Origin of the sequence: Kitasatospora sp. NPDC056731 (genome assembly GCF_040687675.1) — a bacterium.
Classification (GTDB): Bacteria; Actinomycetota; Actinomycetes; order Streptomycetales; family Streptomycetaceae; genus Kitasatospora.
In genome coordinates this window covers 21,448-45,599 of record NZ_JBFBNR010000038.1, presented here as the reverse complement: position 1 = coordinate 45,599, position 24,152 = coordinate 21,448, and the positions used below count along the sequence as shown (strand labels likewise).

18 protein-coding genes are annotated in these 24,152 nt (G+C 74.7%); 3 read left to right on the top strand and 15 right to left on the bottom strand.

The window, feature by feature from the left end; genetic code table 11:
- The first annotated feature begins 128 nt into the window (after positions 1 to 128).
- Positions 129 to 2,354, top strand: coding sequence for a MinD/ParA family protein (locus AB0R04_RS29945; RefSeq protein ID WP_363376696.1), 2,226 nt, complete (start codon positions 129 to 131; stop codon positions 2,352 to 2,354).
- A gap of 55 nt (positions 2,355 to 2,409) precedes the next feature.
- Here AB0R04_RS29945 and AB0R04_RS29940 read toward each other — a convergent pair whose 3' ends face one another.
- From AB0R04_RS29940 to rimP, 10 genes are all read right to left on the bottom strand, one after another.
- Positions 2,410 to 3,354 carry a bifunctional riboflavin kinase/FAD synthetase gene (locus tag AB0R04_RS29940; protein WP_063347618.1) on the bottom strand — a complete coding sequence of 315 codons (945 nt, stop codon included), beginning with the start codon at positions 3,352 to 3,354 and terminating at the stop codon, positions 2,410 to 2,412.
- 65 nt (positions 3,355 to 3,419) lie between these two features.
- The gene (locus AB0R04_RS29935; protein WP_363376695.1) at positions 3,420 to 7,040 is read right to left on the bottom strand and encodes a serine protease; all 3,621 of its coding nucleotides are present in this window, start codon (positions 7,038 to 7,040) and stop codon (positions 3,420 to 3,422) included.
- A 314-nt stretch (positions 7,041 to 7,354) separates the two neighbouring features.
- Positions 7,355 to 8,284, bottom strand: coding sequence for a tRNA pseudouridine(55) synthase TruB (truB, locus tag AB0R04_RS29930; protein WP_363376693.1), 930 nt, complete (start codon positions 8,282 to 8,284; stop codon positions 7,355 to 7,357).
- 34 nt (positions 8,285 to 8,318) lie between these two features.
- Positions 8,319 to 9,422 carry a bifunctional oligoribonuclease/PAP phosphatase NrnA gene (locus AB0R04_RS29925; protein WP_363376691.1) on the bottom strand — a complete coding sequence of 368 codons (1,104 nt, stop codon included), beginning with the start codon at positions 9,420 to 9,422 and terminating at the stop codon, positions 8,319 to 8,321.
- Between the two features lie 2 nt (positions 9,423 to 9,424).
- Positions 9,425 to 9,865, bottom strand: a complete 441-nt coding sequence (gene rbfA, locus AB0R04_RS29920; RefSeq protein ID WP_063347621.1) for a 30S ribosome-binding factor RbfA — start codon at positions 9,863 to 9,865, stop codon at positions 9,425 to 9,427.
- A 153-nt stretch (positions 9,866 to 10,018) separates the two neighbouring features.
- Positions 10,019 to 10,315 (bottom strand): DUF503 domain-containing protein, encoded by a 297-nt coding sequence (locus AB0R04_RS29915; protein WP_063347622.1) that lies wholly within the window; start codon positions 10,313 to 10,315, stop codon positions 10,019 to 10,021.
- A gap of 183 nt (positions 10,316 to 10,498) precedes the next feature.
- Entirely contained in the window at positions 10,499 to 13,693 is a 3,195-nt protein-coding gene (infB, locus tag AB0R04_RS29910) for a translation initiation factor IF-2 (protein ID WP_363376689.1), read from the bottom strand.
- Between the two features lie 249 nt (positions 13,694 to 13,942).
- Positions 13,943 to 14,242 (bottom strand): YlxR family protein, encoded by a 300-nt coding sequence (locus tag AB0R04_RS29905; protein WP_079135592.1) that lies wholly within the window; start codon positions 14,240 to 14,242, stop codon positions 13,943 to 13,945.
- Positions 14,243 to 14,336: 94 nt separating this feature from the next.
- Positions 14,337 to 15,347, bottom strand: coding sequence for a transcription termination factor NusA (gene nusA, locus AB0R04_RS29900; RefSeq protein WP_063347626.1), 1,011 nt, complete (start codon positions 15,345 to 15,347; stop codon positions 14,337 to 14,339).
- 57 nt (positions 15,348 to 15,404) lie between these two features.
- The gene (gene rimP, locus AB0R04_RS29895) at positions 15,405 to 15,959 is read right to left on the bottom strand and encodes a ribosome maturation factor RimP (protein ID WP_363376686.1); all 555 of its coding nucleotides are present in this window, start codon (positions 15,957 to 15,959) and stop codon (positions 15,405 to 15,407) included.
- Positions 15,960 to 16,264: 305 nt separating this feature from the next.
- Here rimP and AB0R04_RS29890 point away from each other — a divergent pair, with 305 nt between their 5' ends.
- Together AB0R04_RS29890 and AB0R04_RS29885 are read left to right on the top strand one after the other, a co-directional pair.
- Positions 16,265 to 17,359, top strand: coding sequence for a ferritin-like domain-containing protein (locus tag AB0R04_RS29890; RefSeq protein ID WP_363376684.1), 1,095 nt, complete (start codon positions 16,265 to 16,267; stop codon positions 17,357 to 17,359).
- Positions 17,360 to 17,446: 87 nt separating this feature from the next.
- On the top strand, positions 17,447 to 18,370 hold the full coding sequence (locus AB0R04_RS29885) for an aminoglycoside phosphotransferase family protein (RefSeq protein WP_363376682.1): 924 nt from the start codon (positions 17,447 to 17,449) through the stop codon (positions 18,368 to 18,370).
- Between the two features lie 20 nt (positions 18,371 to 18,390).
- Here AB0R04_RS29885 and AB0R04_RS29880 read toward each other — a convergent pair whose 3' ends face one another.
- From AB0R04_RS29880 to dxr, 5 genes are all read right to left on the bottom strand, one after another.
- Positions 18,391 to 18,942 (bottom strand): GNAT family N-acetyltransferase, encoded by a 552-nt coding sequence (locus AB0R04_RS29880; protein WP_063347629.1) that lies wholly within the window; start codon positions 18,940 to 18,942, stop codon positions 18,391 to 18,393.
- A 70-nt stretch (positions 18,943 to 19,012) separates the two neighbouring features.
- A complete protein-coding gene (locus AB0R04_RS29875) occupies positions 19,013 to 19,888 on the bottom strand; it encodes a GNAT family N-acetyltransferase (RefSeq protein WP_350885688.1) in 876 nt (291 codons plus the stop codon).
- 179 nt (positions 19,889 to 20,067) lie between these two features.
- Entirely contained in the window at positions 20,068 to 21,228 is a 1,161-nt protein-coding gene (gene ispG / locus AB0R04_RS29870; RefSeq protein ID WP_063347631.1) for a flavodoxin-dependent (E)-4-hydroxy-3-methylbut-2-enyl-diphosphate synthase, read from the bottom strand.
- 143 nt (positions 21,229 to 21,371) lie between these two features.
- On the bottom strand, positions 21,372 to 22,676 hold the full coding sequence (locus AB0R04_RS29865) for a M50 family metallopeptidase (protein WP_107452864.1): 1,305 nt from the start codon (positions 22,674 to 22,676) through the stop codon (positions 21,372 to 21,374).
- Positions 22,677 to 22,795: 119 nt separating this feature from the next.
- Positions 22,796 to 24,025 carry a 1-deoxy-D-xylulose-5-phosphate reductoisomerase gene (gene dxr, locus AB0R04_RS29860; protein ID WP_063347633.1) on the bottom strand — a complete coding sequence of 410 codons (1,230 nt, stop codon included), beginning with the start codon at positions 24,023 to 24,025 and terminating at the stop codon, positions 22,796 to 22,798.
- Between the last annotated feature and the right edge of the window lie 127 nt (positions 24,026 to 24,152).

Below are 24,152 nucleotides of genomic sequence, written 5' to 3'. Positions count from 1 at the left end.
CGGCGGCGCCGGGCCCGGGGGGCCGCTCCGGATCCGACGCCGCCTTCAACGGGGGTTGCCGCACGGCCTAGTCTTTGATGCGGCAACGGCACCGCTGAACAAGCGGCGGCGAACACGAGGGAGCCCTAGTGAGCAGCGATCGGGACGGCGTCTACGTCGGCGACAACGCGGCAGAGGACGACGACGACTGGTCCGACGCGCCCGACTACACTCCCCCGTCCTGGTACGTGCAGACGGACGCCTCGGCGGCCCCGGCTCCGGCCCCGGCGGTGCAGGCTCCGACGGCGGTGCAGGCTCCGGCAGTTCAGACTCCGACGGCGGTGCAGGCTCCGCAGGCCACCGCTCCGGCGCCGGTGCCCGTCCAGGCTCCGGCCCCGACGCCGGCTCAGGCGCCCGTACCCGCCCAGCCCGTGCCGCCCGCACAGCCCGCACAGCCCGTCCAGGCCGAGGCGCAGCACGTCCCGTTCCCGGCGTCCGCCCCTGCCCAGGCCCCCGTCCCCGCTCCTGCCCCCGCCCCTGCCCCTGCCCCTGCGTTCGAGCAGCCACAGGCCGTCGCCCCGGGCTGGCCGGCGCAGGCCCCGGCGCAGCCGCAGCCCGCCCCGCAACCGCCGTACCCGGCCCCGGCCCCGCCGCCGGCGCAGCCCGCCCAGCCGGTCCCACCGCAGCCGTACCCGCAGCCGTACCCTCAGCCGCCCGCGCAGCACCTGCCCCCGCAGCAGCCACTGCCGGCGCACGACCCGCAGGCCGCCGCCGCGTGGGCCGCCCAGCAGGGCGCCGCCCAGCCGCAGCCCGCACAGCCGCAGCAGCCGTACCCTCAGCCGCCCGCGCCGGTGGATCCGCGCCAGGGCGGCTGGCCGCAGCCCCCCGCCTACCCGCAGTCGGCCCAGCCCCAGCCGCACGAGTACCAGCCGTTGCTGCCGGGCTCGCCGCACGAGCAGTCCGGCGGGGTGCAGCCGTGGCCGCCGCAGGGCGCCGTAGCGCCGCCGCCGGTCGCGTTCCCGCACTCCGCCGCCCCGCAGCCGCCCGTGGCGCACGGCGCGCCACTCGGCTACACCGCCGCGGTCGAGCTGTCCTCGGACCGGCTGCTGCGCAGCCAGCCCAAGCAGCAGCGCCAGCAGCCGCGGTTCCAGTTCGGCGGCAAGGCGGCGGCCGCCGAGAAGTCGCGCAAGCTGGAGATCATCCGCACCCCGGTGCTGAGCTGCTACCGGATCGCCGTGATCAGCCTCAAGGGCGGGGTCGGCAAGACCACGACCACCACCGCGCTCGGCGCGACCCTGGCCAGCGAGCGCCAGGACAAGGTGATCGCGATCGACGCCAACCCGGACGCCGGCACCCTGGGCCGCCGGGTCAAGCGCCAGACCGGCGCGACCATCCGCGACCTGGTGACGGCCATCCCGCACCTGCGCAGCTACATGGACATCCGTCAGTTCACCTCGCAGGACCTCAACTCGGGCCTGGAGATCCTGGCGAACGACGTCGACCCGGCGGTCTCGACCACGTTCAACGACTCGGACTACCGCCAGGTCATCGACGTGCTGGGCCGCCAGTACCCGATCATCCTGACCGACTCCGGCACCGGCCTGCTGTACAGCGCGATGCGCGGGGTGCTGGACCTCGCCGACCAGCTGATCATCGTCTCCACCCCCAGCGTGGACGGCGCCTCCAGTGCCTCGACCACCCTGGACTGGCTCTCCGCGCACGGCTACGCGGACCTGGTGCAGCGCAGCATCACGGTGGTCTCCGGGGTGCGCGAGACCAGCAAGCTGATCAAGGTCGAGGACATCGTCGCGCACTTCCAGACCCGCTGCCGCGGGGTGATCGTGGTGCCGTTCGACGAGAGCCTGGCGGCCGGCGCCGAGGTCAACCTCGACATGATGCGGCCCAAGGTCCGCGAGGCCTACTTCGAGCTGGCCACCCTGGTCGGCGAGGACATCGTCCGGGCCCAGCAGGCCGCCGCCCAGCAGTCCGGGTGGCAGCAGCAGGTGCAGGCCACGCCGTACCCGCCGCAGCCACAGCCACAGCCGTATCCGGGTCAGGCGGGTCAGGCGGGTCAGGCCGCTCAGCCCGCCCCCGGGGCGCCGTGGGCACCGCAGCCCGGCCAGGCCCCGCCGCCGCCACCACCCGGCTACGGCTACCCGCAGCAGCCGCCCGCCCCCACGGCCTGGCCACAGCCGGGCGCCCAGCAGCAGCCGGCCCCGCAGCCCGCCCCGCAGCCGGGCCCGGGCTACGGCTACCCGCCCGCCCAGGGCCAGCCGCCGCAGCCCGCCCCGCCCGCCTCGCCGTCCCAGCCGTCCCCGCCGGACGGCTACCAGCCGCCGCCCGGCTACGGCCACCCGCCGCAGCCCCCGCAGTGACGCCGAAGGGCCCGCCGACCAGGTCGGCGGGCCCTTCCCCGTGCTGCGGCAGTGCTCAGACGCCGTCGGTCAGCTCGCGGGCCTGCTTGACGTCGTCGGCCATCCGGTCGAGCAGCGCGTCGATGGAGTCGAACTTCTCCATCCCGCGCAGGTAGGCCAGGAAGTCCACGGCCACGTGCAGCCCGTACAGGTCCAGGCCGACCCGGTCGATGGCGTACGCCTCGACGGTGCGGGCGGTGCCGTCGAAGGTCGGGTTGGTGCCGACCGAGATGGCGGCGGGCATGCGCTCGCCGTCGGCGGTCAGCCAGCCCGCGTACACGCCGTCGGCCGGGATCGCGCTGTGCGGCACGGTCTCGACGTTGGCGGTCGGGTAGCCGAGCTCACGGCCGCGCTGCGCGCCGCGCACCACCACGCCCTCGACCCGGTGCGGGCGGCCCAGCACCTCGCCGGCGCCGGCCATGTCCCCGGTCGCGACCAGCCGCCGGGTCAGGGTGGAGGAGAACGGCTCGCCGGACCCGGCGGCGCCGCTCACCTGGAGGTCGACCACCTCGACGTCGAAGCCGGCCGAGCGGCCCAGCTCGGTGAGCAGCGCGACGTCCCCGGCGGCCCGGTGCCCGAAGCGGAAGTTGGGGCCCTCGATGACGGCCCGGGCGTGCAGGGCGTCGACCAGGACCTGCTGGACGAAGGTCTCCGGCGACTCCTGGGACAGCTCCGGGGTGAACGGCAGCACCAGCACCGCGTCCACGCCGAGGCCCGCGATCAGCTCGGCGCGGCGCGCCTGCGGTGCGAGCAGCGGCGGGTGGCTGCCCGGGCGGATGACCTCGCGCGGGTGCGGGTCGAAGGTCACCACCACCGCGGGGAGGCCGAGTTCGCGGGCCCGCTCGACCGCCCGACCGATGATCAGCTGATGCCCGCGGTGCACCCCGTCGAACGAGCCGATGGTGACGACGCTGCGTCCCCAGTCAGCGGGGATCTCCTCCAGGCCACGCCAGCGCTGCACCCTGACCGCTCCTTGTTCCGTACGGCGCGTACCCTCTGTACGCTCAAACGCTCAAACCCGAACCCCTATAGCGTGCCATGCGCCTGCTCCTGCTCCGGCACCGGAATGCGGGTTGGGCGCACCGACGGGTGCGCGGCCCGCCCGGGCACGGTCCGCTCCGCCTCGGCGGCCGCGTACTGCGGGTCGCGGCCGGCCGCCGCCAGGGCCCGCATCCGGGCCAGCCGGGGCCCGTCCGGCGCGGTCGGGGCGGCGTCCCGCGGCCACTGGGCGAGCAGCTGCGCGAACGCCGCCGAGCGGCCGGCCCAGCGCACCAGCAGTTCGTCCGCGGCCGGCAGGCCCGGCGTCGCCCGGGCCAGCACCGCGCGGGCCCGGGCCGGATTCTCGGCCGCGCAGTGCTCGGCCAGCCGCTCCACGGCCGCGGTCAGCACCGCCGGGTCGGTCTCGACGGCGAGCAGGGTGTCCAGCAGTTCGCAGCGCAGCGCGTCCGCCGCCGGGTCGGCCACCGGGACGGACAGCACCTGGGCGAACGGCCGCCGCACGCCCGCCGCCCGGGCGGCCAGCGCGCCGCCGAGCAGCACCCGCAGCTCCAGCCGGGCGGCCGGGCCGCCGGTCGCGGCGCGCTCCAGGCGGCGGCCCAGGTAGTCGACGGCGACCGGGCCGGCCAGCGCCGGGTGCTCGCGCAGCAGCCGGGCGGCGAGTTCGGCGCCCCGCCGGGTGGCCACCGGGGTGCGGGCGTCGGCGAGCATCCGCAGGGTCTCGGCGGCGGCCGCGCCGGGGGCCGCCAGCCGGTCGGCGAGCGCGGCCAGGACGGGTTCCGGGTCGCTCTCCAGGGCGGGGGCCAGCGCCCTGGGGGTGAGGAAGGCGTCGCCGCCCGCCCGGTGCAGGGCCAGCGCGGCGGGGAGGTGCTCGGCCCTGGTCGCCGGGTCGCCGACCAGCAGGGCGAGGGCGGCGCCGTGCAGGCCCGGTTCGTCCTCCCGGGCGAGCAGGGTCAGCGCGGTGAACCGCAGCAGTCCGGCGGCGGCGCCGACGGCGTACGGGGCGGCGTGCAGGGCGTGCACGGCGGCGGCGACGTGCCGCTCGGGCCGCCCGTCGTGGCTCCAGCGGTCCACCGCCCGGCAGAGCGCGGAGGGTTCCTCGGTGGCGAGCACGGTGAGCAGCGCGTCCGCCCTCGGGTGCGCGGCGTCGGCCAGGGCGTCGGCCAACTCGTCCAGGGCGAGCCGGCGGTGGGCGTGCAGCAGGTCGTGGGCGAGGTCGGCGACGGTGTGCCCGGGGCGGCCGGGCAGGCCGCGCGGATCGTCGAACCAGGCGCAGAGCAGCGGGAACACCGCGACGGGGTCGGCGCGCAGCCGCTCGGCCACCGCGCCGAGGAACGGCTGCCCGGGCCCGTCGGCGGCCACCAGGCGGCGCAGCAGGGCGAGTTCGGCCTCGACGGGCAGACCGAGGCCGGTCCAGAACGCCGGGCCGAACGCGCCGAGCCCGTCCGCCGGGAGCGCGTCCAACCCGCCTTCGGCGACCGCCCGTTCGGCGATCCTCCCGGCCAACTGGTCGAGCAGCGCCCGGTGTTCGGCCGGTTCGGGGCTGGCGGCCAGCCCGGCGGTGAGCAGCCGGCCCGCCCACCAGGCCGGTTCGCTGCCGGGCGGGCGCAGGTCCAGGGCGCGCCAGAGCCGGTGCAGCCACGGGTCCAGGGCGGGTGCGCCCCAGGTCTCGGCCAGCCGGCGCAGCGCGGCGGCGACCGGGCCGATCCGGTGCCGGGGGACGCCGCGCGGGGGGCCCTGCGCAGGCGCGCCCTCCAGCCCGTTCGCGGGCGAGGACGGCGTGTCCGCGGCCTCGCCGAGCAGCAGCCGCAGCGCGGCGTCCAGGTCCAGGTGCAGGCCCTGCAGCCAGTCCGCGAACTCCCCGTGCGCGAACCGGAATCCGGGCCCGGCCGGGACGAACAGGCCCTCGGCGAGGACGGCCGTGGCCCAGCCGCCGGCCGCCGGGAACAGCTCCTCGAAGACGGCCCGGCCCAGCCCGCCCGGCCCGGCGCCGAGCATCCGCCGGGCCGCCTCGTGCACCCGTCCGGCCACCGCGGCCGCCAGCCGCCGCACCCGCCCGTGGGAGGGCCCGGCCGGGCGGGCGGAACTCCGGCGGTGGGCACCTGGCCGGCGCTGCCGGCCGTCCTCGGCCAGCCGCCGGGCCACCCGCAGGCAGCGCAGGTCCAGGTAGGCGGCGAACAGTTCGCCCCGGCGGCCCGGCTCCCCGCGCAGGCCCTCCGCCCACAGCTCGCCGGCCAGCCGGACGGCCAGCGGGTGCCGCGCGTCGGCGTCGGCCGGCCAGCCCGGCGGCAGCCCGTAGCGGCGGCGCACCCGCTCGGCCGCCTCGGCGGGGAGCGGGCCGAGCCGGTGCCCGGCGAGGCTGGGGGCGCCCGGGCCGCCGCCGTCCATCCGGACGGTGGGGGCGCTGGCCAGGTCGCCGGCCGGCTCCGGCGGGTCCGGGTACCGGGCGGGGCCGGGGCCGCTGCCCCACTTCTCGGCCGCCAGCCGCACCCAGGCCTCCTCGCCGCAGGCGGTCAGCAGCCGCGCCCCGCAGCCGGTCAGCCAGTCCCCCGCGCCGCGCAGCCAGCGCGGGTCCAGCGGCGCGGGGGCCTCCTCGGGGCCGTCCAGGACCACCAGCAGCGGCCGCCCGGCCGCCGCGCACAGCGCCGCCACCGGTTCCGGCGCGGGCGCCGGGGTGCCCAGCTCGGCCGCGACGGCGGCCAGGGCCCGTTCCACCGGGGCGGCGAGCGAGCGGTCCTCGGCGCGCAGGTCGGCGCCGCGCAGCCAGAGGGTGGGCAGCGGCCGGGCGCCGCCGGCGCGGCGGGCGGCGAGGGCGGCGAGTTCGGTGGAGCGCCCACTGCCGGGGGCGCCGACCAGAGCGGTGACGGTGGCCTGCGGCTCGTCCCCGGCCAGTCCGTCGGGCCGGTCGACCCGGTCGGCGGCGAGCCCGGCGACCCGGTCCGGGCCGGCCCCCGCGGCGGCCAGCTGGGCGGCGGTCAGCCGCAACACGCCGGCCAGGTTGAGCGCGGGCCCGTAGCCGGGCACGGCCGCGCCGTTGCGCGCCAGCAGTTCGGCCAGCGCCGGGGCGACCGCGACCGCGCCGCCGCCGGCCGGCACCGCCGGGAGCGCGCCGCCGTGCCGCGGCCCGCGCAGCGCGGGCACGGCCAGGGCCACCACGGCGCCGCTGCGGGCGTCCAGCACCGGCGAGCCGGCCGGCACCGCGACGCCGGCGACCACCGGCGGGTCGAGCAGCAGCACCCCGCCGACCCCGCCGTACCCGGCCCCGGCGGCACCCAGCAGACCGCAGCGCAGCGCCACCACGCGCCCGTCCTCGCCGGCCAGCGCGGGCAGCAGCACCTCGCGCCCAGCCCCGAGGGCCGCGACGGGCAGCGGCGGCACGGGCAGCCCGCCGACCGCGTCGGTGCGCAGCAGGGCGAGCCCGTGCCCGGGCAGCGGCAGTACGGCGTCCGGGCCCAGCACCCTGGTCTGCCCGCCGGGGGTGTGCAGGACGATCCGGTCCAGGCCGGTGACGCTCTCGTGGGCGGTGAGGACGGTGCCCTGCGGGTCGGCGACGAACCCTAAGCCGTGCAGTCGCCCGTTGAGGTCGCGGATCCGCAGCAGGTACCGCCCCGGGTCTCCCGCCACGCCGTCGCCGTCCAGGAATCCCGGCATTCGCACTGCCCTCCCCGCAGGCCGGACGGCCCGGGAGCGGGCTCGTCACGGCGACCTGCTCGCCGTCGGGGAGCCTGCCCGCCCGGGAGGCGGCCCCACCGCGCCTGCGCCGCTCACCACGGGCGTTCACCTCGCGCGCTCCCCCGGGCGGGTGACCTCTCCCTCGCCGGAACGAGCCTCCGGACCTCACCCGGAACCCCGGACCTCGCCGAAACACCCCCCGAACGAGCGAAACCCCTCCCGGGACGACTCCCGAACGAGCGAAACCCCCGCCGGAAGACTCCCGACGGGGGTGACGCGTGCGCTGCGGGGCGTCAGCCGACGAAGACCGCGACCGGCTTCGCCTGCCCGCCCGTCTCCTCGACCAGCGCGAGGAAGCGCCCGTCCGGCCCGAACACCGCGATCGGCCCGTCCACGCCCAGCCCGGGCGCCTTGAGCCGGGCACCGTGCGACAGCTTCTCCGCCTGCGACTCGTCCAGGTCCCAGCGCGGGAAGGCGGCGGCCGCGGCCTCCCCGATCGGCAGCACCTGCAGCCCCATCGGGGACTCGCCGGTGACCGCGGCCTCCAGCTGCTCCAGGGTGTGCGCCGACTCCACCGAGTACGGCCCGACCCTGGTGCGCCGCAGCGCGGTGAGGTGGCCGCCGACGCCGAGCCCGGCGCCCAGGTCGCGGGCCAGCGCCCGGATGTAGGTGCCGGAGGAGCACTCGACGGTCACGTCCAGGTCGATCACCGGCGTGCCGTCCTCGGCGAGCGCCGCGCGCTGTGCGTGCACGGTGAAGGAGTGGATCGTGGTGGGCCGGGCCGCGAGCTCGAAGTCCTCGCCCTCGCGCACCCGCGCGTACGACCGCTTGCCGTCGATCTTGATCGCGCTGACCTTGGAGGGCACCTGCATGATCTCGCCGGTGAGCACGGCGATCCCGGCGTCGATCGCCTCCCTGGTCACCCCGTCGGCCGGGGCGGACGCGGTGACCTCGCCCTCCCGGTCGTCGGTGACGGTGGTCTGGCCGAGCCGGATGGTCGCCTCGTACGTCTTGGCGGTGAGCATCAGGTGGCCGAGCAGCCGGGTGGCCCGCTCGACGCCGATCACCAGCACGCCGGTGGCCATCGGGTCGAGCGTGCCGGCGTGCCCGACCTTCCGCGTCCCGGCCAGCCATCGCAGCTTGGCGACGACCCCGTGGGAGGTGATGCCCTCGGGCTTGTCGACGATCACCAGGCCGTCCGGGCCGGTGCCTTTGCGCTTCATCAAGTTCTTTCTCTAAAAAGCGGTCAAGAGATGATCAACGTACCGGTCGCAGCGCGCCCCGGAACCGTTCGACCACCGCGGCCACGTCCTCCCGGGCGCTGAACCCGGCCGCGAAGACGTGCCCGCCGCCACCCAGCTCGGCGCAGGCGGCGGCGACGTCCACCGCGCCCTTGGAACGCGAGGAGCCCCGCAGCGTGCCGTCCGGGTCCTGCTTGAGCACCAGCGCCACCTCGGCCTCGGCCGGGCGGCGCAGGATGTCGATCAGCCCCTCGATCTCCTCGACCGTGACGCTGAACAGCACCAGGTCCTGGTACGGCACCCAGGTCCACACCAGGCCCAGCCCGCCGGCCGCGTCCGGCTCGTAGACGGCCCGGTCGAGCGCGCCCGCGAGCACCTTGAGGTAACCGAAGGAGGAGGTGTCCCACAGCTGCCGGGAGATCAGGTCGTGCCGGATGCCGGTGGCCAGCAGCCGCCCGGCGAGTTCGTGGGTGGCGGGCGTGGTGGCCCGGTACTTGAACGAACCGGTGTCGGTGGCGACGCCGGTGTACAGGCAGGTGGCCAGGTCCTGGTCGAGTTCGACGCCGAGCCGGCGCAGCAGTTCGTCGACCAGGACGGCGGTGGCCGGCGCGGTCGGGTCGATCAGCTGGTGGGTGCCGAAGCCCGGATTGGAGGCGTGGTGGTCGATCACCACCAGCACCGGCGCGGCGAAGGCCTTGCCGTGCAGCAGGCCGAGCCGGCTCTCCGCGGCCACGTCGAAGCAGAGCACCAGCTCGGGGACGTCCGGCACCTCGGCGGCCGGCACGATCAGCTCCTGGCCGGGCAGGAAGGCCAGCGACTCGGGCACGATCTGCGGGTCGTCGCCGAAGGAGACCCGCACCCGCTTGCCGAGCCCGCGCAGCGCCAGCGCGGCCGCCAACGAGGAGCCCAGGGCGTCGCCGTCCGGGCAGATGTGGCAGATCAGGTCGATCGACCGGGCCCGCCCGATCTCCGCCACCACCTGCTGCCAGAGCAGTTCGAAACCGCTCTCCTCGGTGCGCGGCCCCGGGAGCGCCACGAGGGCGTCCTCCACCGTGCTGGTGGAAGACGCCCCCGTGGTCGAACCGGCTCGCGAGGCGGCCTTCGCCGGCTCACCCGCCATGACTACTCGTCCTCGTCGTCACGCTCGGCCGCCGGAACCTTGTACGGGTCCGCCTCGCCGGCGTAGGTCGCGCCCGCGGCGGTGGTGCGCACCGCCGCGTCGATGGCCTTGGCCCGGTCGAGCAGGTCGTCGATGTTCCGGGCGTTGTCCGGCAGCGCGTCCGCGACGAAGGTCAGCGTCGGGGTGAAACGCACCCCGATCTTGCCGACCTCGGAGCGGATCACGCCCTTGGCACTCTCCAGCGCGGCGGCCGTGGCCTCGCGCTCGGTCTCGTCGCCGAAGACGGTGTAGAAGACGGTGGCCTCGCGCAGATCCCCGGTCACCCGGGTGTCGGTGATGGTCACGAACCCCAGTCGCGGGTCCTTGACCCGCCGCTCCAGGGTCTGGGCGACGACCACCTGGATGCGGTCGGCGAGCTTGCGCGCCCTTGCGGTGTCGGTCACGTTGCCTCCTCGTGCAGTGGGTCCGGCATTCGGGTGAGCTGCGCACCCTTCGGGGCCCACGCCCCAAAGTACCGGCCCGCGCCCGGCCTTGCGGGCGCTCTGGGTCCTGATCCGTGTGAGAACGGCGACTTCCGCCGACCGTCTCCACGGCTCTCATTCATCGTCGTCGTTGTGGTACCTCCTCCTCGCGGAGAGGAGCTGCACCTCGGGGCGGCCGGCGACCAACCGCTCACAGCTGTCCAGGATCTCGGTGACGTATCCGGCATCGCCGGCCACCACCGCGAGGCCGATCTCGGCCCTGCGGTGCAGATCCTGGTTCCCGGTCTCGGCAGCGCACACGCTGTACTTGCGCTGCAGTTCGGCCACGATGGGCCGCACGATCGAACGCTTCTCCTTGAGCGAGTGGACGTCGCCCAACAGCAGGTCGAAGGTGAGTGTTCCCACGAACATGTATGACAGGTCTCGCCGACCTGGAAGGCCTCGGGGGGCAGCCCGGAACCGGGCTGCCGGTACTAGGTCTGAACGCCGCTGCATCTGAACGCTGCCACATCAGAACTACCCCGGACCCTACACAGCGAGACCGGGGCCGGTCGACGGAAATACCACCCGTCGACCGGCCCCGGCTTTCACCGACTACGAACGCGGCTTCTCGCGCATCTCGTAGGTCTCGATGATGTCCTCGACCTTGATGTCGTTGAACGACCCCAGGGTGACACCGGCCTCGAAGCCCTCGCGGACCTCGGTCGCGTCGTCCTTGAAGCGGCGCAGACCCTCGATGTTGAGGCTCTCCGCCACGACCTTGCCGTCGCGGATGAGGCGGGCCTTGGCGTTGCGGCGCAGCAGGCCCTCGCGGACGATGACACCCGCGATGTTGCCGAACTTGGAGGAGCGGAACACCTCGCGGATCTCCGCGGAGCCGAGGCGCACCTCCTCGTACTCGGGCTTGAGCATGCCCTTGAGGGCGTTCTCGATCTCCTCGATCGCCTGGTAGATGACCGAGTAGTACCGGACGTCCACGCCTTCCTTGTCGGCCGCGGTACGCGCACGGCCTTCGGCGCGCACGTTGAAGCCGATGATGATGGCGTCCGAACCCATCGCCAGGTTGACGTCGGACTCGGTGATCGCACCCACACCGCGGTGCAGGATGCGGAGCTCGACCTCCTCGCCCACGTCCAGCTTGACGAGCGCGTCCTCGAGGGCCTCGACCGAACCGGAGACGTCACCCTTGATGATGAGGTTGAGCTGCTCGATCTCGCCGGCGGCGATGGCCTTGTCCAGGTCCTCCAGGGACACCCGGACCCGACGCTGCGCGAAGGCGGCGTTGCGGTCGCGGGCCGAACGCTTCTCGGCGATCTGACGGGCGGTGCGGTCCTCGTCGACGACGATGAAGCTGTCGCCGGCGCGGGGCACCGAGGTCAGACCGAGCAGCAGCACCGGGCGGGACGGGCCTGCCTCGGCGAGGCTGTTGCCGTTCTCGTCCAGCATCGCGCGGACGCGGCCGTAGGCGTCGCCGACCACGATCGAGTCGCCGACGCGGAGGGTACCGCGCTGCACGAGCACGGTCGCCATGGCGCCGCGGCCCTTGTCGAGGTGGGCCTCGATGGCGATACCCTGCGCGTCCTGCTCGGGGTTGGCCCGCAGGTCGAGCGAGGCGTCCGCGGTGAGGACCACGGCCTCCAGCAGCTGCTCGATGTTGAGGCCCTGGCGCGCGGAGATGTCGACGAACATGGTGTCGCCGCCGTACTCCTCGGCCACCAGACCGAACTCGGTCAGCTGACCGCGGACCTTGGTCGGGTCGGCGCCCTCGACGTCGATCTTGTTGACGGCGACCACGATCGGCACACCCGCGGCCTTGGCGTGGTTCAACGCCTCGACCGTCTGCGGCATGACACCGTCGTTGGCCGCGACCACCAGGATCGCGATGTCGGTGGACTTGGCACCACGGGCACGCATGGCGGAGAACGCCTCGTGACCCGGGGTGTCGAGGAAGGTGATCGGGCGCTGCTCGCCGTTCACCTCGGTGACGACCTGGTAGGCACCGATGTGCTGGGTGATGCCACCGGCCTCGCCGGCCACCACGTTGGACTTGCGGATGGCGTCCAGCAGGCGGGTCTTACCGTGGTCGACGTGACCCATGACGGTGACGACCGGCGGGCGCGGAGCCAGCTGGTCCTCGTCGCCCTCGTTCGCACCGAAGTCGATGTCGAACGACTCCAGCAGCTCGCGGTCCTCGTCGTCGCGGCTGACGATCTCCAGGATGAAGCCCATCTCGCCGGCCAGCAGCTCGAGGGTCGCGTCGGAGACCGACTGCGTCGCGGTGACCATCTCACCGAGGTTGAACATGACGGAGACGAGCGCGGCCGGGTTGGCGTTGATCTTCTCCGCGAAGTCCATCAGCGAGGCGCCGCTCGACAGGCGAACGGTCTGGCCGTTGCCGCGAGGCAGCATCACACCGCCGACGGACGGGGCCTGCATGGCCTCGTACTCCTGGCGCTTCGCCCGCTTCGACTTGCGGCCACGCGCCGGGCGACCGCCCGGGCCACGACCGAAGGCGCCCTGCGTGCCACCACGGGCACCCGGGCCGCCGGGACGACCACCGAAACCACCGGGACGCGGGCCGAAGCCGCCGCCGCCACCGGGGGCACCGCCACCGGGACGCGGACCGCCGAAGCCGCCGCCACCGGCCGGACGCGAGCCCGGACCGGCCGGACGACCCTGGAAGCCCGGACGGGCGCCACCGGCACCCGGACCACCCGGACGGCCACCGGGGCCACCGGGGCCACGGCCGCCGGGGCCCGGACGCGGGCCCGGAGCCGGACGCTGCGGCATCATGCCCGGGTTCGGGCGCGGCATGCCGGACGGGGACGGGGCGCCGGGGCGCGGACCGGCCGGACGCGGCATGCCGTCGGGACGCGGACGGTCGCCACCGGGACGCGGGGCGCCACGGTCAGCGCCGGGAGCACCAGCGGGACGCGGACGGTCGCCACCGGGACGCGCGGCGCCACGGTCAGCGCCGGGAGCACCAGCGGGACGCGGACGGTCGCCGCCCGGACGCGCGGCGCCACGGTCGGCACCGGGAGCACCAGCGGGACGCGGACGGTCGCCGCCCGGACGCGGACGGTCGCCACCCGGGGCGCCCTGACCGGCGGGACGCGCACCCGGCGCGCCCTGACGGCGGTCGCCGGGGCGGGCCATACCGGTCGCGCTGCCCGAGGTGAACGGGTTGTTGCCCGGACGCGGGCCGGCCGGACGCGGACCCGGACGGGCACCGCCGCCGGCGGGACCGGCCGGACGCGAGGCCTGCGGGGCCTGCGGGGCCTGCGGGGCCTGCGGGGCCTGACGCGGGGTGTCACCGGCCGGAGCCGGCGAGGAGAACTCGGCCGCGGGAGCGGCCGGGGCCGCCGGAGCGGCGGGACGCGCCGCCGGGCGCGGGCCCGGGGTCGGGCCACCCGCCGGCTTGACGGCGGCGGGGGCCGCCGGGGCGGCGGGCGCGGCCTCGGCCGCAGGGGCCGCGGCCGGGGTGGGACGGGGACCAGGGGTCGCGCTGGGGCGCGGACCCGGGGTCGGAGCACCCGGCTTGGGTGCACCCGCGGCGGCGGAGCCACCCGCGGGCTGGGGCGCCGCGCTCTTGCGCGGGCCCGGCTTGGCAGCGGAACCACCACCGGTGGGGGCCACACCAAGCGCGTCAGTCAGCTTTCGTACGACCGGCGCCTCAATCGTCGAGGACGCCGAACGGACGAACTCACCGAGCTCGGTGAGCTTGGCCATGACGGCCTTGCTCTCCAAGCCAAGTTCCTTGGCGAGTTCGTAAACCCGGACCTTAGCCACTTCACTCCTGTCTATGAGTCCGGGGTGTCTCGTCCGCCGGACCGTCGCTACTTCATGGGCGTACCCATCGCGTACTCATCGCGTACTCATCGAGAGCTCATCGCAATCTCGACCTACTTCCACATCGCGAGGTACCTGACTGGTGGCACGGCACGCGGCTGCCCGCGAACCGTGCTTGTTGCGGTGGTTCTCCCGCCGCACTGAGCGGCGGCCGTAGCGGGTGTCGCCCCACCGGGCGGCCTGATGGACTCAGGGCGCCGGGGTGTCGACGGTCCGCTCCCCGATGAACTCGCGGAGCCGCTCCGTGTCGAGCGTCCCCTGGAGGCGGAAGGCCCGGGGAAACGCCCGACGGCGGACCGCGAGGTCGAGGCAGGCCGGATCGGGGTGCAGGTGAGCGCCCCGGCCCGGCAGTGCACCACGGGGATCAGGGACGCAGACGCCCTCGACCGCCGTGACACGCAACAGCTGGTGCTTGGCCGCTCGCTTGCGGCAGCCCACGCAGGTGCGTTCCGGGCGTGCTCGGACGTGCGTCCGGCCAGACGAAGGCAAGTCTACCCCTCCGAAGGGACATGGCGCCGCCCCACCGATCCCGGGCGGAACGACGGGGGGCTTTGGCAGGGCGAACGACCGGTCAGCGCCGCACTCAGCGGTCGGTGTCCCGACCGCCGTCCTCGGGCTGGCCCTCGGTGTCCGGACGGATGTCGATCCGCCAGCCGGTGAGGCGGGCGGCGAGGCGGGCGTTCTGCCCCTCCTTGCCGATCGCCAGCGACAGCTGGTAGTCCGGCACGATCACCCGGGCGGAACGCTGGGCCAGGTCGACGATCTCCACGCTGGTCACCCGTGCGGGGGACAGCGCCGCGGCGACCATCTCCCGGGGGTCCTCCGACCAGTCGACGATGTCGATCTTCTCGCCGTGCAGCTCGCCCATCACCGCGCGCACCCGGCTGCCCATCGGGCCGATGCAGGCGCCCTTGGCGTTCAGCCCGGCCCGGCGCGACCAGACCGCGATCTTGGTGCGGTGGCCGGCCTCACGGGCGATCGCGGCGATCTCCACGCTGCCGTCCGCGATCTCCGGGACCTCCAGCGCGAACAGCTTCTTCACCAGGCTCGGGTGCGTCCGCGACAGCGTCACCGAGGCCCCGCGCACACCGCGGCGCACCGCCACGACGTAGCACTTCAGCCGGGTGCCGTGCCGGTAGTCCTCGCCCGGGACCTGCTCCTGCGGCGGCAGGATGGCCTCCAGCTTGCCGATGTCGACCAGCACGTTCTTCGGGTCGTTGCCCTGCTGGACGACACCGGTGACGATGTCGCCCTCCTTGCCCGCGTACTCACCGAAGGTCTGGTCGTCGGCGGCGTCGCGCAGACGCTGCATCATCACCTGGATGCCGATGCTGGACGCGATCCGGCCGAAGCCGTTCGGGGTGTCGTCGAACTCCTTGGGCTCGACGCCCTCGTCCAGCTCGGCCGGGTCCTCCGTCGCCCACACGGTGACGTGGCCGGACTTGCGGTCCAGGTGCACCCGGGCGCGGCGGCGCGAGCCCTCGGTGCGGTGGTACGCGGTGAGGAGGGCGGACTCGATGGACTCGACCAGCAGGTCGAAGGGGATGTTCTTCTCGTTGACCAGCGTGCGCAGGGCACTCATGTCGATGTCCACGGCTACGCCTCCTCGTCTTTTTTCGTCACGTTCGTCATGGTCCGGGCGGTGCGCAGGTCACAGCGCACCGTCGTCCCCCTCCTCGGAGGCGTCGTCGTCCGCGTAGTCCGCGGCCTCGTCGAGGAGCTTGTCGTCCTTGCGGTTGAACTCGACCTGCACGCGCGCCCGATCCACCTCGGCGTACGCCAGCCGGCGCTCCTTCGGACGGCCACGGCCCTTCACCGGCTGCACCTCGACCAGCGTGCCGTCCTCGTCCGCCTCCAGCACCCGGGCGACGATCTCCCCGCCGTCGACCAGGTGGATCTTGGCCAGTCGGCCCTCCGCGCGACGCCAGTGCCGGGGCAGGTCCAGCGAGCGCTCAGCGCCCGGCGAACCGACCTCCAGCAGGTAGGGCTCGGCGCCCATCAGGTCCGACTCGTCCAGAGCCTCACCGACCACCCGGCTGAACTCGGCGATGGCATCCATGTCCACGCCGCCGTCGGTGTCGACGTCGATCTGCACCTGGCGGCGGCTGCCGGCCTTGGTGACCTTGACGTCCTCCAGGTCCAGACCGGCCTGCACGGCCAGCGGCTCCAGCAACGCGCGCAGCCGGTCGGTGTGGGTGGTGCTCATCCGGGTGGACTCCTCGGCCGCGTCTGCTGTTGTCAGAAGGTCGCTCCGCGCCCTCCGGCGCCGGTCCGGCGCACACCGGGTCACGGCAGCTCGGCCCAAAGCCTAGCCGGTGAAGCCGCGAACCACCGATTCCGGACCACCCCCGACCGGGCGCACGCCACCCACTGCGAGCAAGCTCACACCCGCTCCCGGGGCGTCCCAAGATCCGAATCCCCGCCCGGAATCGTGGGGATTCTGTAATCATTCACGCCTACGAAGGGCAGGCGGGGAGGCCGCCCTCCCGCACACGCCCCGGAGTGACACCCATGCAGCCGCCCAGCCGACGCACGCTCCTGGCTCTCGGGCTGCTCGCCCTCACCACCCTCACCGCCTGCACCGGCTCCTACAACGGCAACGACGCCATGCCCGGCAACCGCGGCCCGCTGCCGAACCCGGACGAACCGGTCATCCTGCGCTCCATCGCCGCCACCGACACCCTGCTGGCCGGCTACGACGCCCTGCTCGCCGGCCCGGGCGGCGCCCAGGCCGCCGTGCTGCAGCCGCTCCGAGCTGAGGTGGCCCAGCACCGCGCCGCCCTCGCCTACGGGCTGCCGGCCGCCTCGGTCCCCCCGGCGCCCCCGGCCACGCCCTCCACCACGCCCCCCACCGCGCCCTCGACCAGCCCGAGCGGGACACCGAGCGGAACGCCGGTCGGCACCCCCGCCTCGCTCGCCGCACTCGAACGGCAGACCGCCCAGGCCCGCCTCGCCGACCTGGCCGCAGCCCGGCCGCCGCTGGCCCGGCTGCTCGCCTCGGTCGCCGCCTCCGACGTGCTGCACGCCGTCGCCCTCGGCGACACCACCCCGCTGGTCGCCCCGCCCCCGGCCGCCACCACCCCCACCGAGGCGCCGACCGCGCCCCCGAGCGACCAGCCCACCGGCTCCCCCTCCGCCGGCCTGTCGGCCGATCCCGCCGCCACCGCAGCGGTCACCGCCCTCCAGGGCGCCCTCGGCGCCGAACACGCCGCCGTCTACGGCTACGGCGTGGTCGGCGCCCGGCTCCCCGAGGACCAGCAGCGCACCGACGCCCGCACCGCCTACGCCGCCCACGAGGCCCGACGGGACGCCTGGCAACGGCTGATCGGCTCCCTCGGCGCCACCCCGGCCGCCGCGGCCGCCGGCTACCAGCTCCCGTTCGCCGTCACCGACGCGGCCGGCGCCACCAAGCTCGCCGCCCACCTCGAAACCCGGCTCACCACCGTCTACGCCGACCTGGTCGCCGCCGTCCCCGGCCCCCAGCGGGGCGCCGCCGCCGACGCCCTGCGCGACGGCGCCCTGCGCGCCCACCGCTGGGGCGCGGCCGACCCCGCCTTCCCCGGCATCCCCGAGCCCCTCCCCACCCCCACGGCCACCACGCCCTAGGGCCCCCAGCGCTGACCTGCGGTTTCCCGTTCATGGCCGACAATGGACGGGTAACACCAACGGGGGAACGTCAACCGGAAGGTCGGCATGTCGGGAGCAGCACCGCAGATCACCGTCCCCGCCTGGCTGGCGCGCGGCGTCGCGGCGAGCGAGGGCGAACCGGGCCGGCAGTGGCTGGCCGGGCTGCCCGCGCGGGTGGCCGCCCACCTGGCGCGCTGGGACCTCACCCTGGAGCGGGTGCTCGACCCCGGCGGCAGCCTGAGCCTGGTCGCCTACGTCCACCGCGACGACCTCTCCCCCGCCGTCCTCAAGACCGGCCTACGGACCCCCGAGACCGCGCTGGAGCACGCGGCGCTCGCCCACTGGGCCGGGCGCGGAGCCGTCCTGCTGCTGGACGCGGACCCCGCCGAGGGCGTCCTGCTGCTGGAGCGGCTGCACGGGGACATCCCGCTGCGCTCGCTCGCCGAGGCGAAGGCGATGCTGGAGGCGACCAGCCTGCTGCACCGGCTCTGGACCGCCCTGCCCGAGGACCACCCGTTCCCGACCCTCGCGGCCCGGACCGCCGACACCGCGGAACGGCTGCGCGGGCACCGCGCCCTGCCCGGCGCCGCCGAGGCCGAGCCCCTGATCGCCGAGGCGCTGGACACGGCCGACGGCCTGGCCGGCTCCGCCGCCGAGACCCTCCTGCTCCACGGGGACTTCCACCACGGCAACGTACTCGCCGCCGACCGGGCGCCCTGGCTGGCGATCGACCCCCGCCCGCTGGCCGGCGAGCGCGCCTTCGACCTGGCCCGGCTGGCGCTGGACCGGGCGGACACCCTGGTCGGCTCCCCCGGCGTGGCCGCAGCCGTCCGCCGCCGGCTGCACCAGCTCGCGGACGCGCTGGAGGTGGACCGGGAACGGCTGCGCGGCTGGACGCTGTTCCGGGCCGTCGACCTCGCCCTGCGGGCCCTGGCGGCCGGCCGCCGGGAGGACGCCGAGCTCTACCTGGAGTTCGCCGGGGCGCTGTAGCGCGAGCCCCGGGGCACGCCCTACGCCTCGCCCGGCCCGCGCAGCGGAAGCCGGGCCCCCATCACCGCGTACAGCCGGTCAGTGGCGGGAAAGCGCACCGCACGGGCGAGGTCCTGGTAGCCGAGCGCCCGGTAGAGCCGCCGGGCGGGGGTCTCCGCGTCGATCGCGGAGAGGATGCTGCGCTCCAGCCCGGAGCGCTCGCAGAGGGTGCGGATCAGCCGGGAGCCGACGCCCTGGCCCTGGTACTCGGGCAGCACGTGCAGTTCGGTGACGGCGAACACGTCGTCCAGCCAGGCATCGTGGCCGCGCGCGTCCAGGTAGGGCTCGATCACCGTGCTCCACCAGTGGTCGCGCTGGTTGGGCATCCCGTAGCCGAAGCCGACCAGCCGGCCGCCGCTCATCGCGCCGAGTGCGATCACCCCGGGCTGGTGGGCGTGCCGGCCGACGATGTGCAGCCGGACGGCGACCTCCTCGGCCGTCAGGCCGAACGCCACCGCCTGGACCTCCAGCGCCTGCGGCGCCCAGGCCGCAAGGTCGATGGCCTCGATCGTCACCCCGGTCAGCTGATCCATGCCTCGGACGTTACTACCCGTGGGCCGCCGGCGCGGGCGAAGATCGGAACCGAACTCCCGGGGGGCGGGCTCAGAACAGCACGCTCATGAACGCGCCGACCTCGCGGAAGCCGACCCGCCGGTAGGCGGCCCGGGCCCGCAGGTTGAAGTCGTTGACGTAGAGCGAGACCACCGGGGCGATCTCACGCAGCGCGAGGTCGAGGACGGCGGCCATGCCGGTCTCGGAGAGGCCCCGGCCCCGGTACCCGGGGGCGACCCAGACGCCCTGGACCTGGCAGGCGCCCTCGGTGACGGCGCCGATCTCGGCCTTGAAGACGACCTCGCCGTCCTCGGTGAAACGCGCGAACGACCGCCCGGCGGACACGAGTTCGGCGACCCGGGCCTGGTAGAGCAGGCCGCCGTCACCGGCCAGCGGGGAGACCCCGACCTCCTCGGTGAACATCGCCACGCAGGCGGGCATCAGCGCGTCGATCTCCTCCCGCCGCACCCGCCGCACCAGCGGGTCCGGCGCGATCTCGGCGGAGGGCACGGCGGTGGCCAACAGCGGCTGGTGGGCGCGGACTTCGCGGGCCGGGCCCCAACTGCGTTCCAGCAGCGCCCAGAAGGCGGCGGTGGCCCCGGCCGGGCCGACGATCGAGGAGCAGCGGCGGCCCTGCCGGCGGGCCCGCTCGGCGAAGGCCGCGACGGCCTCCGGCCCGGCGTCGACCAGGACGAGGTTGGCCCCGGCGTAGCAGAGCGCGGCGAGGGCCCCGTCCCCGTCGTACCAGCCCCACATCTCGCCGCCGAGCCGCCAGGGGTCCAGGCCGACGGCCTCGACCCGGGTGGCGACGAAGGAGTTGGCGACCGGGTCGCGGTGGAGGATCTCCAAGGCGTCCGCGAGGTCGGGGGGCTCCAGCACGCGGGTGGTGGCCAGGGCGCGGGCGGCCTGGAACGAGCCGGGGAGCATCACACCTCGATCGAGCATCGAGACAGCACCTCACTGAGACGAATCTGGCCGCACCCTACTCCGTGGCCCCACCCGGCTACGACCGTGGCCCCACCCGACTACGGCCGCGGGGCCGTCCGCGAACGGACGGCCCCGCTTCCGGAAGACTGCGCGCGGCGCACCGCGCGGACCCTGCGTGGTCAGTCGGCGGCGACGACGGTCGGCGTACCGGCCTCGACACCCGCCTCCTGCATCTGCTCGGCGAGCTTGAGCGCCTCCTCGATCAGGGTCTCGACGATCTTCGACTCGGGGACGGTCTTGATGACCTCGCCCTTGACGAAGATCTGGCCCTTGCCGTTGCCGGAGGCGACGCCGAGGTCGGCCTCGCGGGCCTCGCCCGGGCCGTTCACGACGCAGCCCATGACGGCGACGCGCAGCGGCACCTCCATGCCCTCCAGGCCGGCGGTGACCTCCTCGGCCAGCTTGTAGACGTCGACCTGGGCGCGGCCGCAGGACGGGCAGGAGACGATCTCCAGGCCGCGCTGGCGCAGGCCGAGCGACTCCAGGATCTGGTTGCCGACCTTGATCTCCTCGGCCGGCGGGGCGGAGAGGGAGACCCGGATGGTGTCGCCGATGCCCTCGGCGAGCAGCGCGCCGAAGGCCACCGCGGACTTGATGGTGCCCTGGAAGGCCGGGCCGGCCTCGGTGACGCCGAGGTGCAGCGGGTAGTCGCAGGCGGCGGCCAGCTGGCGGTAGGCGTTGATCATCACGACCGGGTCGTTGTGCTTGACCGAGATCTTGATGTCGCGGAAGTCGTGCTCCTCGAACAGCGAGCACTCCCAGAGCGCGGACTCGACCAGGGCCTCGGGGGTGGCACGGCCGTACTTCTCCAGCAGGCGCTTGTCGAGCGAGCCGGCGTTGACGCCGATCCGGATCGGCACGCCGGCGCCCCGGGCGGCCTTGGCGATCTCGCCGACCTTGTCGTCGAAGGCCTTGATGTTGCCCGGGTTGACGCGGACCGCGGCGCAGCCGGCGTCGATCGCGGCGAAGACGTACTTCGGCTGGAAGTGGATGTCGGCGATCACCGGGATGTGGGACTTCTTGGCGATGATCGGCAGCGCGTCGGCGTCGTCCTGGGTGGGGACGGCGACCCGGACGATCTGGCACCCGGACGCGGTGAGCTCGGCGATCTGCTGCAGCGTGGCGTTGATGTCCGCGGTCACGGTGGTGGTCATCGACTGCACCGAGACGGGAGCGTCACCGCCGACCGGTACGTTGCCGACCATGATCTGCCGGGATACACGGCGCTTGGCGAGCGGCTTGAGCGGCAGGGACGGAATACCGAGCGAGATCGCGGTCATGTGCGCAGGGTTCCCCGGGGTTGAGGTGTGGTCGACCGCCCGGCCAGTGGGACGGCCGAGGCCGGGCGCGCCTAGATCGCGCACCCGGCCTCCACGGTACGGCACGGCGCCGGACCCCAGCACACCCGCCGTACCCGAACGCTCTAGCTGATCTTCACCGGGTTCACCAGGTCGGCGACCATCACCAGCAGGGTGAAACCGATGAAGACGCTGGCCACGACGTACGCCACCGGCATCAGCTTGGCGACGTCGAAGGGCCCGGGATCGGGCCGCTTGAACAGCTGAGCGAATCGGCGGCGGACCGATTCCCAGACCGCGCCCGCGATGTGGCCGCCGTCCAGCGGGAGCAGCGGCAGCATGTTGAACAGGAAGAGCGAGAGGTTGATCCCGGCCAGGAGGTTGACGAACATCGCCACCCGCTGGCTGGCGGGCAGGTCCATGCTCACCAGTTCACCGCTGACCCGGGCGGCGCCGACCATGCCGATCGGCGAGTCCGGGTCACGCGGGGAGTCCCCGACGACGGCGTTCCACAGACCGGGGATCTTGCCGGGCAGCGCGGCCAGCGACTTCACCCCGTTCTCGGCCATGCCGACCATCCGGTCCAGGGACTGCCCGAAGCTCTGCTGGACGACCCCCTGCTTGGGGGTGAAGCCGAGGAAGCCCGCCTGCACGGTCTGGCCCTTGAGCGGCACGCCGTTGCCGTCGTACTTCTGCACGTCGTTGACGGCGATGACGGGCTTGAGGACGAGTTGCTGCCCGCCCCGGTCGACCAGGATCTCGACCTGCTGGCCGGCCGACTTCCGGATGTCCGCCTGGAGCTGGTCGTAGTCGCGGATCCGGTCCCCGCCGAAGGAGAGGACCTTGTCCCCCTGCCGCAGCCCGACCTCGTTGGCGGGGGTCTTGGGCGCGTCCGCGGGGCACACGTCGGTCGGCGAGCCGGCCTTGACCACGCACTGGGCGACCGAGCCGATGGTCGGCACCGCCGTCGAGACGCCGAAGCCCATCATGACCGTCAGGAACAGCCCGAAGGCCAGGACCAGGTTCATGAACGGCCCGGCGAACATGACGATGACGCGCTTCCACGGCTTGCGGGTGTAGAACAGCCGGTGCTCGTCGCCCTCCTGGAGCTCCTCGTAGGAGGCTTCCCGGGCGTCCTCGATCATGGTGCGCCAGGGGGAACTGCTGCGCTTGGTGATCCGGCCGTCCGCACCCGGCGGGAACATCCCGATCATCCGGATGTAGCCGCCCAGCGGGATCGCCTTGAAGCCGTACTCGGTCTCGCCCTTCTTCCGCGACCAGACGGTCGGGCCGAAGCCGACCATGTACTGCGGCACCCGGATGCCGAACAGCTTGGCCGTCGAGAGGTGGCCGAGCTCGTGCCAGGCGATCGAGACGAGCAACCCGACCGCGAAGACCAGGATGCCGACCACCGTCAAAACCATTGCCACCGCTGGCCCTCCGTCATGCCGCTCTGCTCGTCGTCTTGTCTTACCGCAGTCACGCCCAGCCGGACACCCGGTACGGGTGCACCCGGCCGGAAACGGCCCACGCCGTCAACCCGCCGCCGTCAGCCCGCCGCCAGCTCGCGGGCCCGGGCGCGGGCCCAGTCCTCCGCGTGCAGGACGTCCTCGACCGTCAGGGAAGTTCCCGGCACGGGCGTGCCGTGCTCGGCGACGACCTTGGCAACAGTGTCCACGATTCCCGTGAAAGCGAGGCGCCCCTTCAGGAACGCCTCCACGCACTCCTCGTTGGCCGCGTTGAAGACCGCAGGCGCGGTACCGCCCAGGGTGCCCACCTCGCGGGCCAGCTCCACCGCCGGGAAGGCCTCGTCGTCCAGCGGGAAGAACTCCCAGGTCGCGGCCTTGGTCCAGTCGCAGCCGGGGGCGGCGTCCGGCACCCGCTCCGGCCAGCCCAGACCCAGCGCGATCGGCATCCGCATGTCCGGCGGGCTGGCCTGCGCCAGCGTCGAACCGTCGGTGAACTCCACCATCGAGTGCACCACCGACTGCGGATGGACCACGACCTCGATCCGGTCGAAGGGCACGTCGTACAGCAGGTGCGCCTCGATCACCTCCAGGCCCTTGTTCACCAGGGTCGCCGAGTTGATCGTGACCACCGGGCCCATCGCCCAGGTCGGGTGCGCCAGCGCGTCCTGCGGCGTCACCCCGGCCAGCTGCTCACGCGTCCGGTTGCGGAACGGACCACCGCTGGCCGTCACCACCAGCTTGCGGACCTCGGCCCGGGTGCCACCCGCCAGCGCCTGGAACAGCGCCGCGTGCTCGGAGTCCACCGGCACGATCTGCCCCGGCCGCGCCACCGCCTTCACCAGCGGGCCGCCGACGATCAGCGACTCCTTGTTGGCCAGCACCAGCACCCGGCCCGCCCTCAGCGCGGCCAGCGTCGGCCGCAGCCCGATCGACCCGGTGATGCCGTTCAGCACCGAGTGGCACTCCATCGCGGCCAGCTCGGTCGCCGCGTCCGGCCCCGCCAGCACCGTCGGCAGCGCAGCGCCCGCCGCCTTCGCCGCCAGCGCCGCGCGCAGCGCCGGCTCGGCCGCCGGGTCCGCCACCGCCACCGTGTGCACGCCCAGCCGCAGCGCCTGCTCGGCGAGCAGCTCCACCCGGCCGCCGGCCGCCGACAGGGCGACCACCCGGAACCGGTCCGGGTTGCGGAGCACCACGTCGATGGCCTGGGTGCCGATCGACCCGGTCGAGCCGAGGATCACCAGCTCCCGGGGGCCGGAAGGGTCCTGCACGGTGGGCGTGAACCGCAGCTGCGGGTGGGCGAGCGAAGTCATGCGCCCATTGTGTCCTGCCCGGGGCCCTGCACAGGACGCCTCCCGGCAGGACGCCGCCCCGCGCCCCGGGCTACCGTCGGAGCCATGCGCACCGTCATCGCCGGGGGCCACGGACAGATCGCGCCGA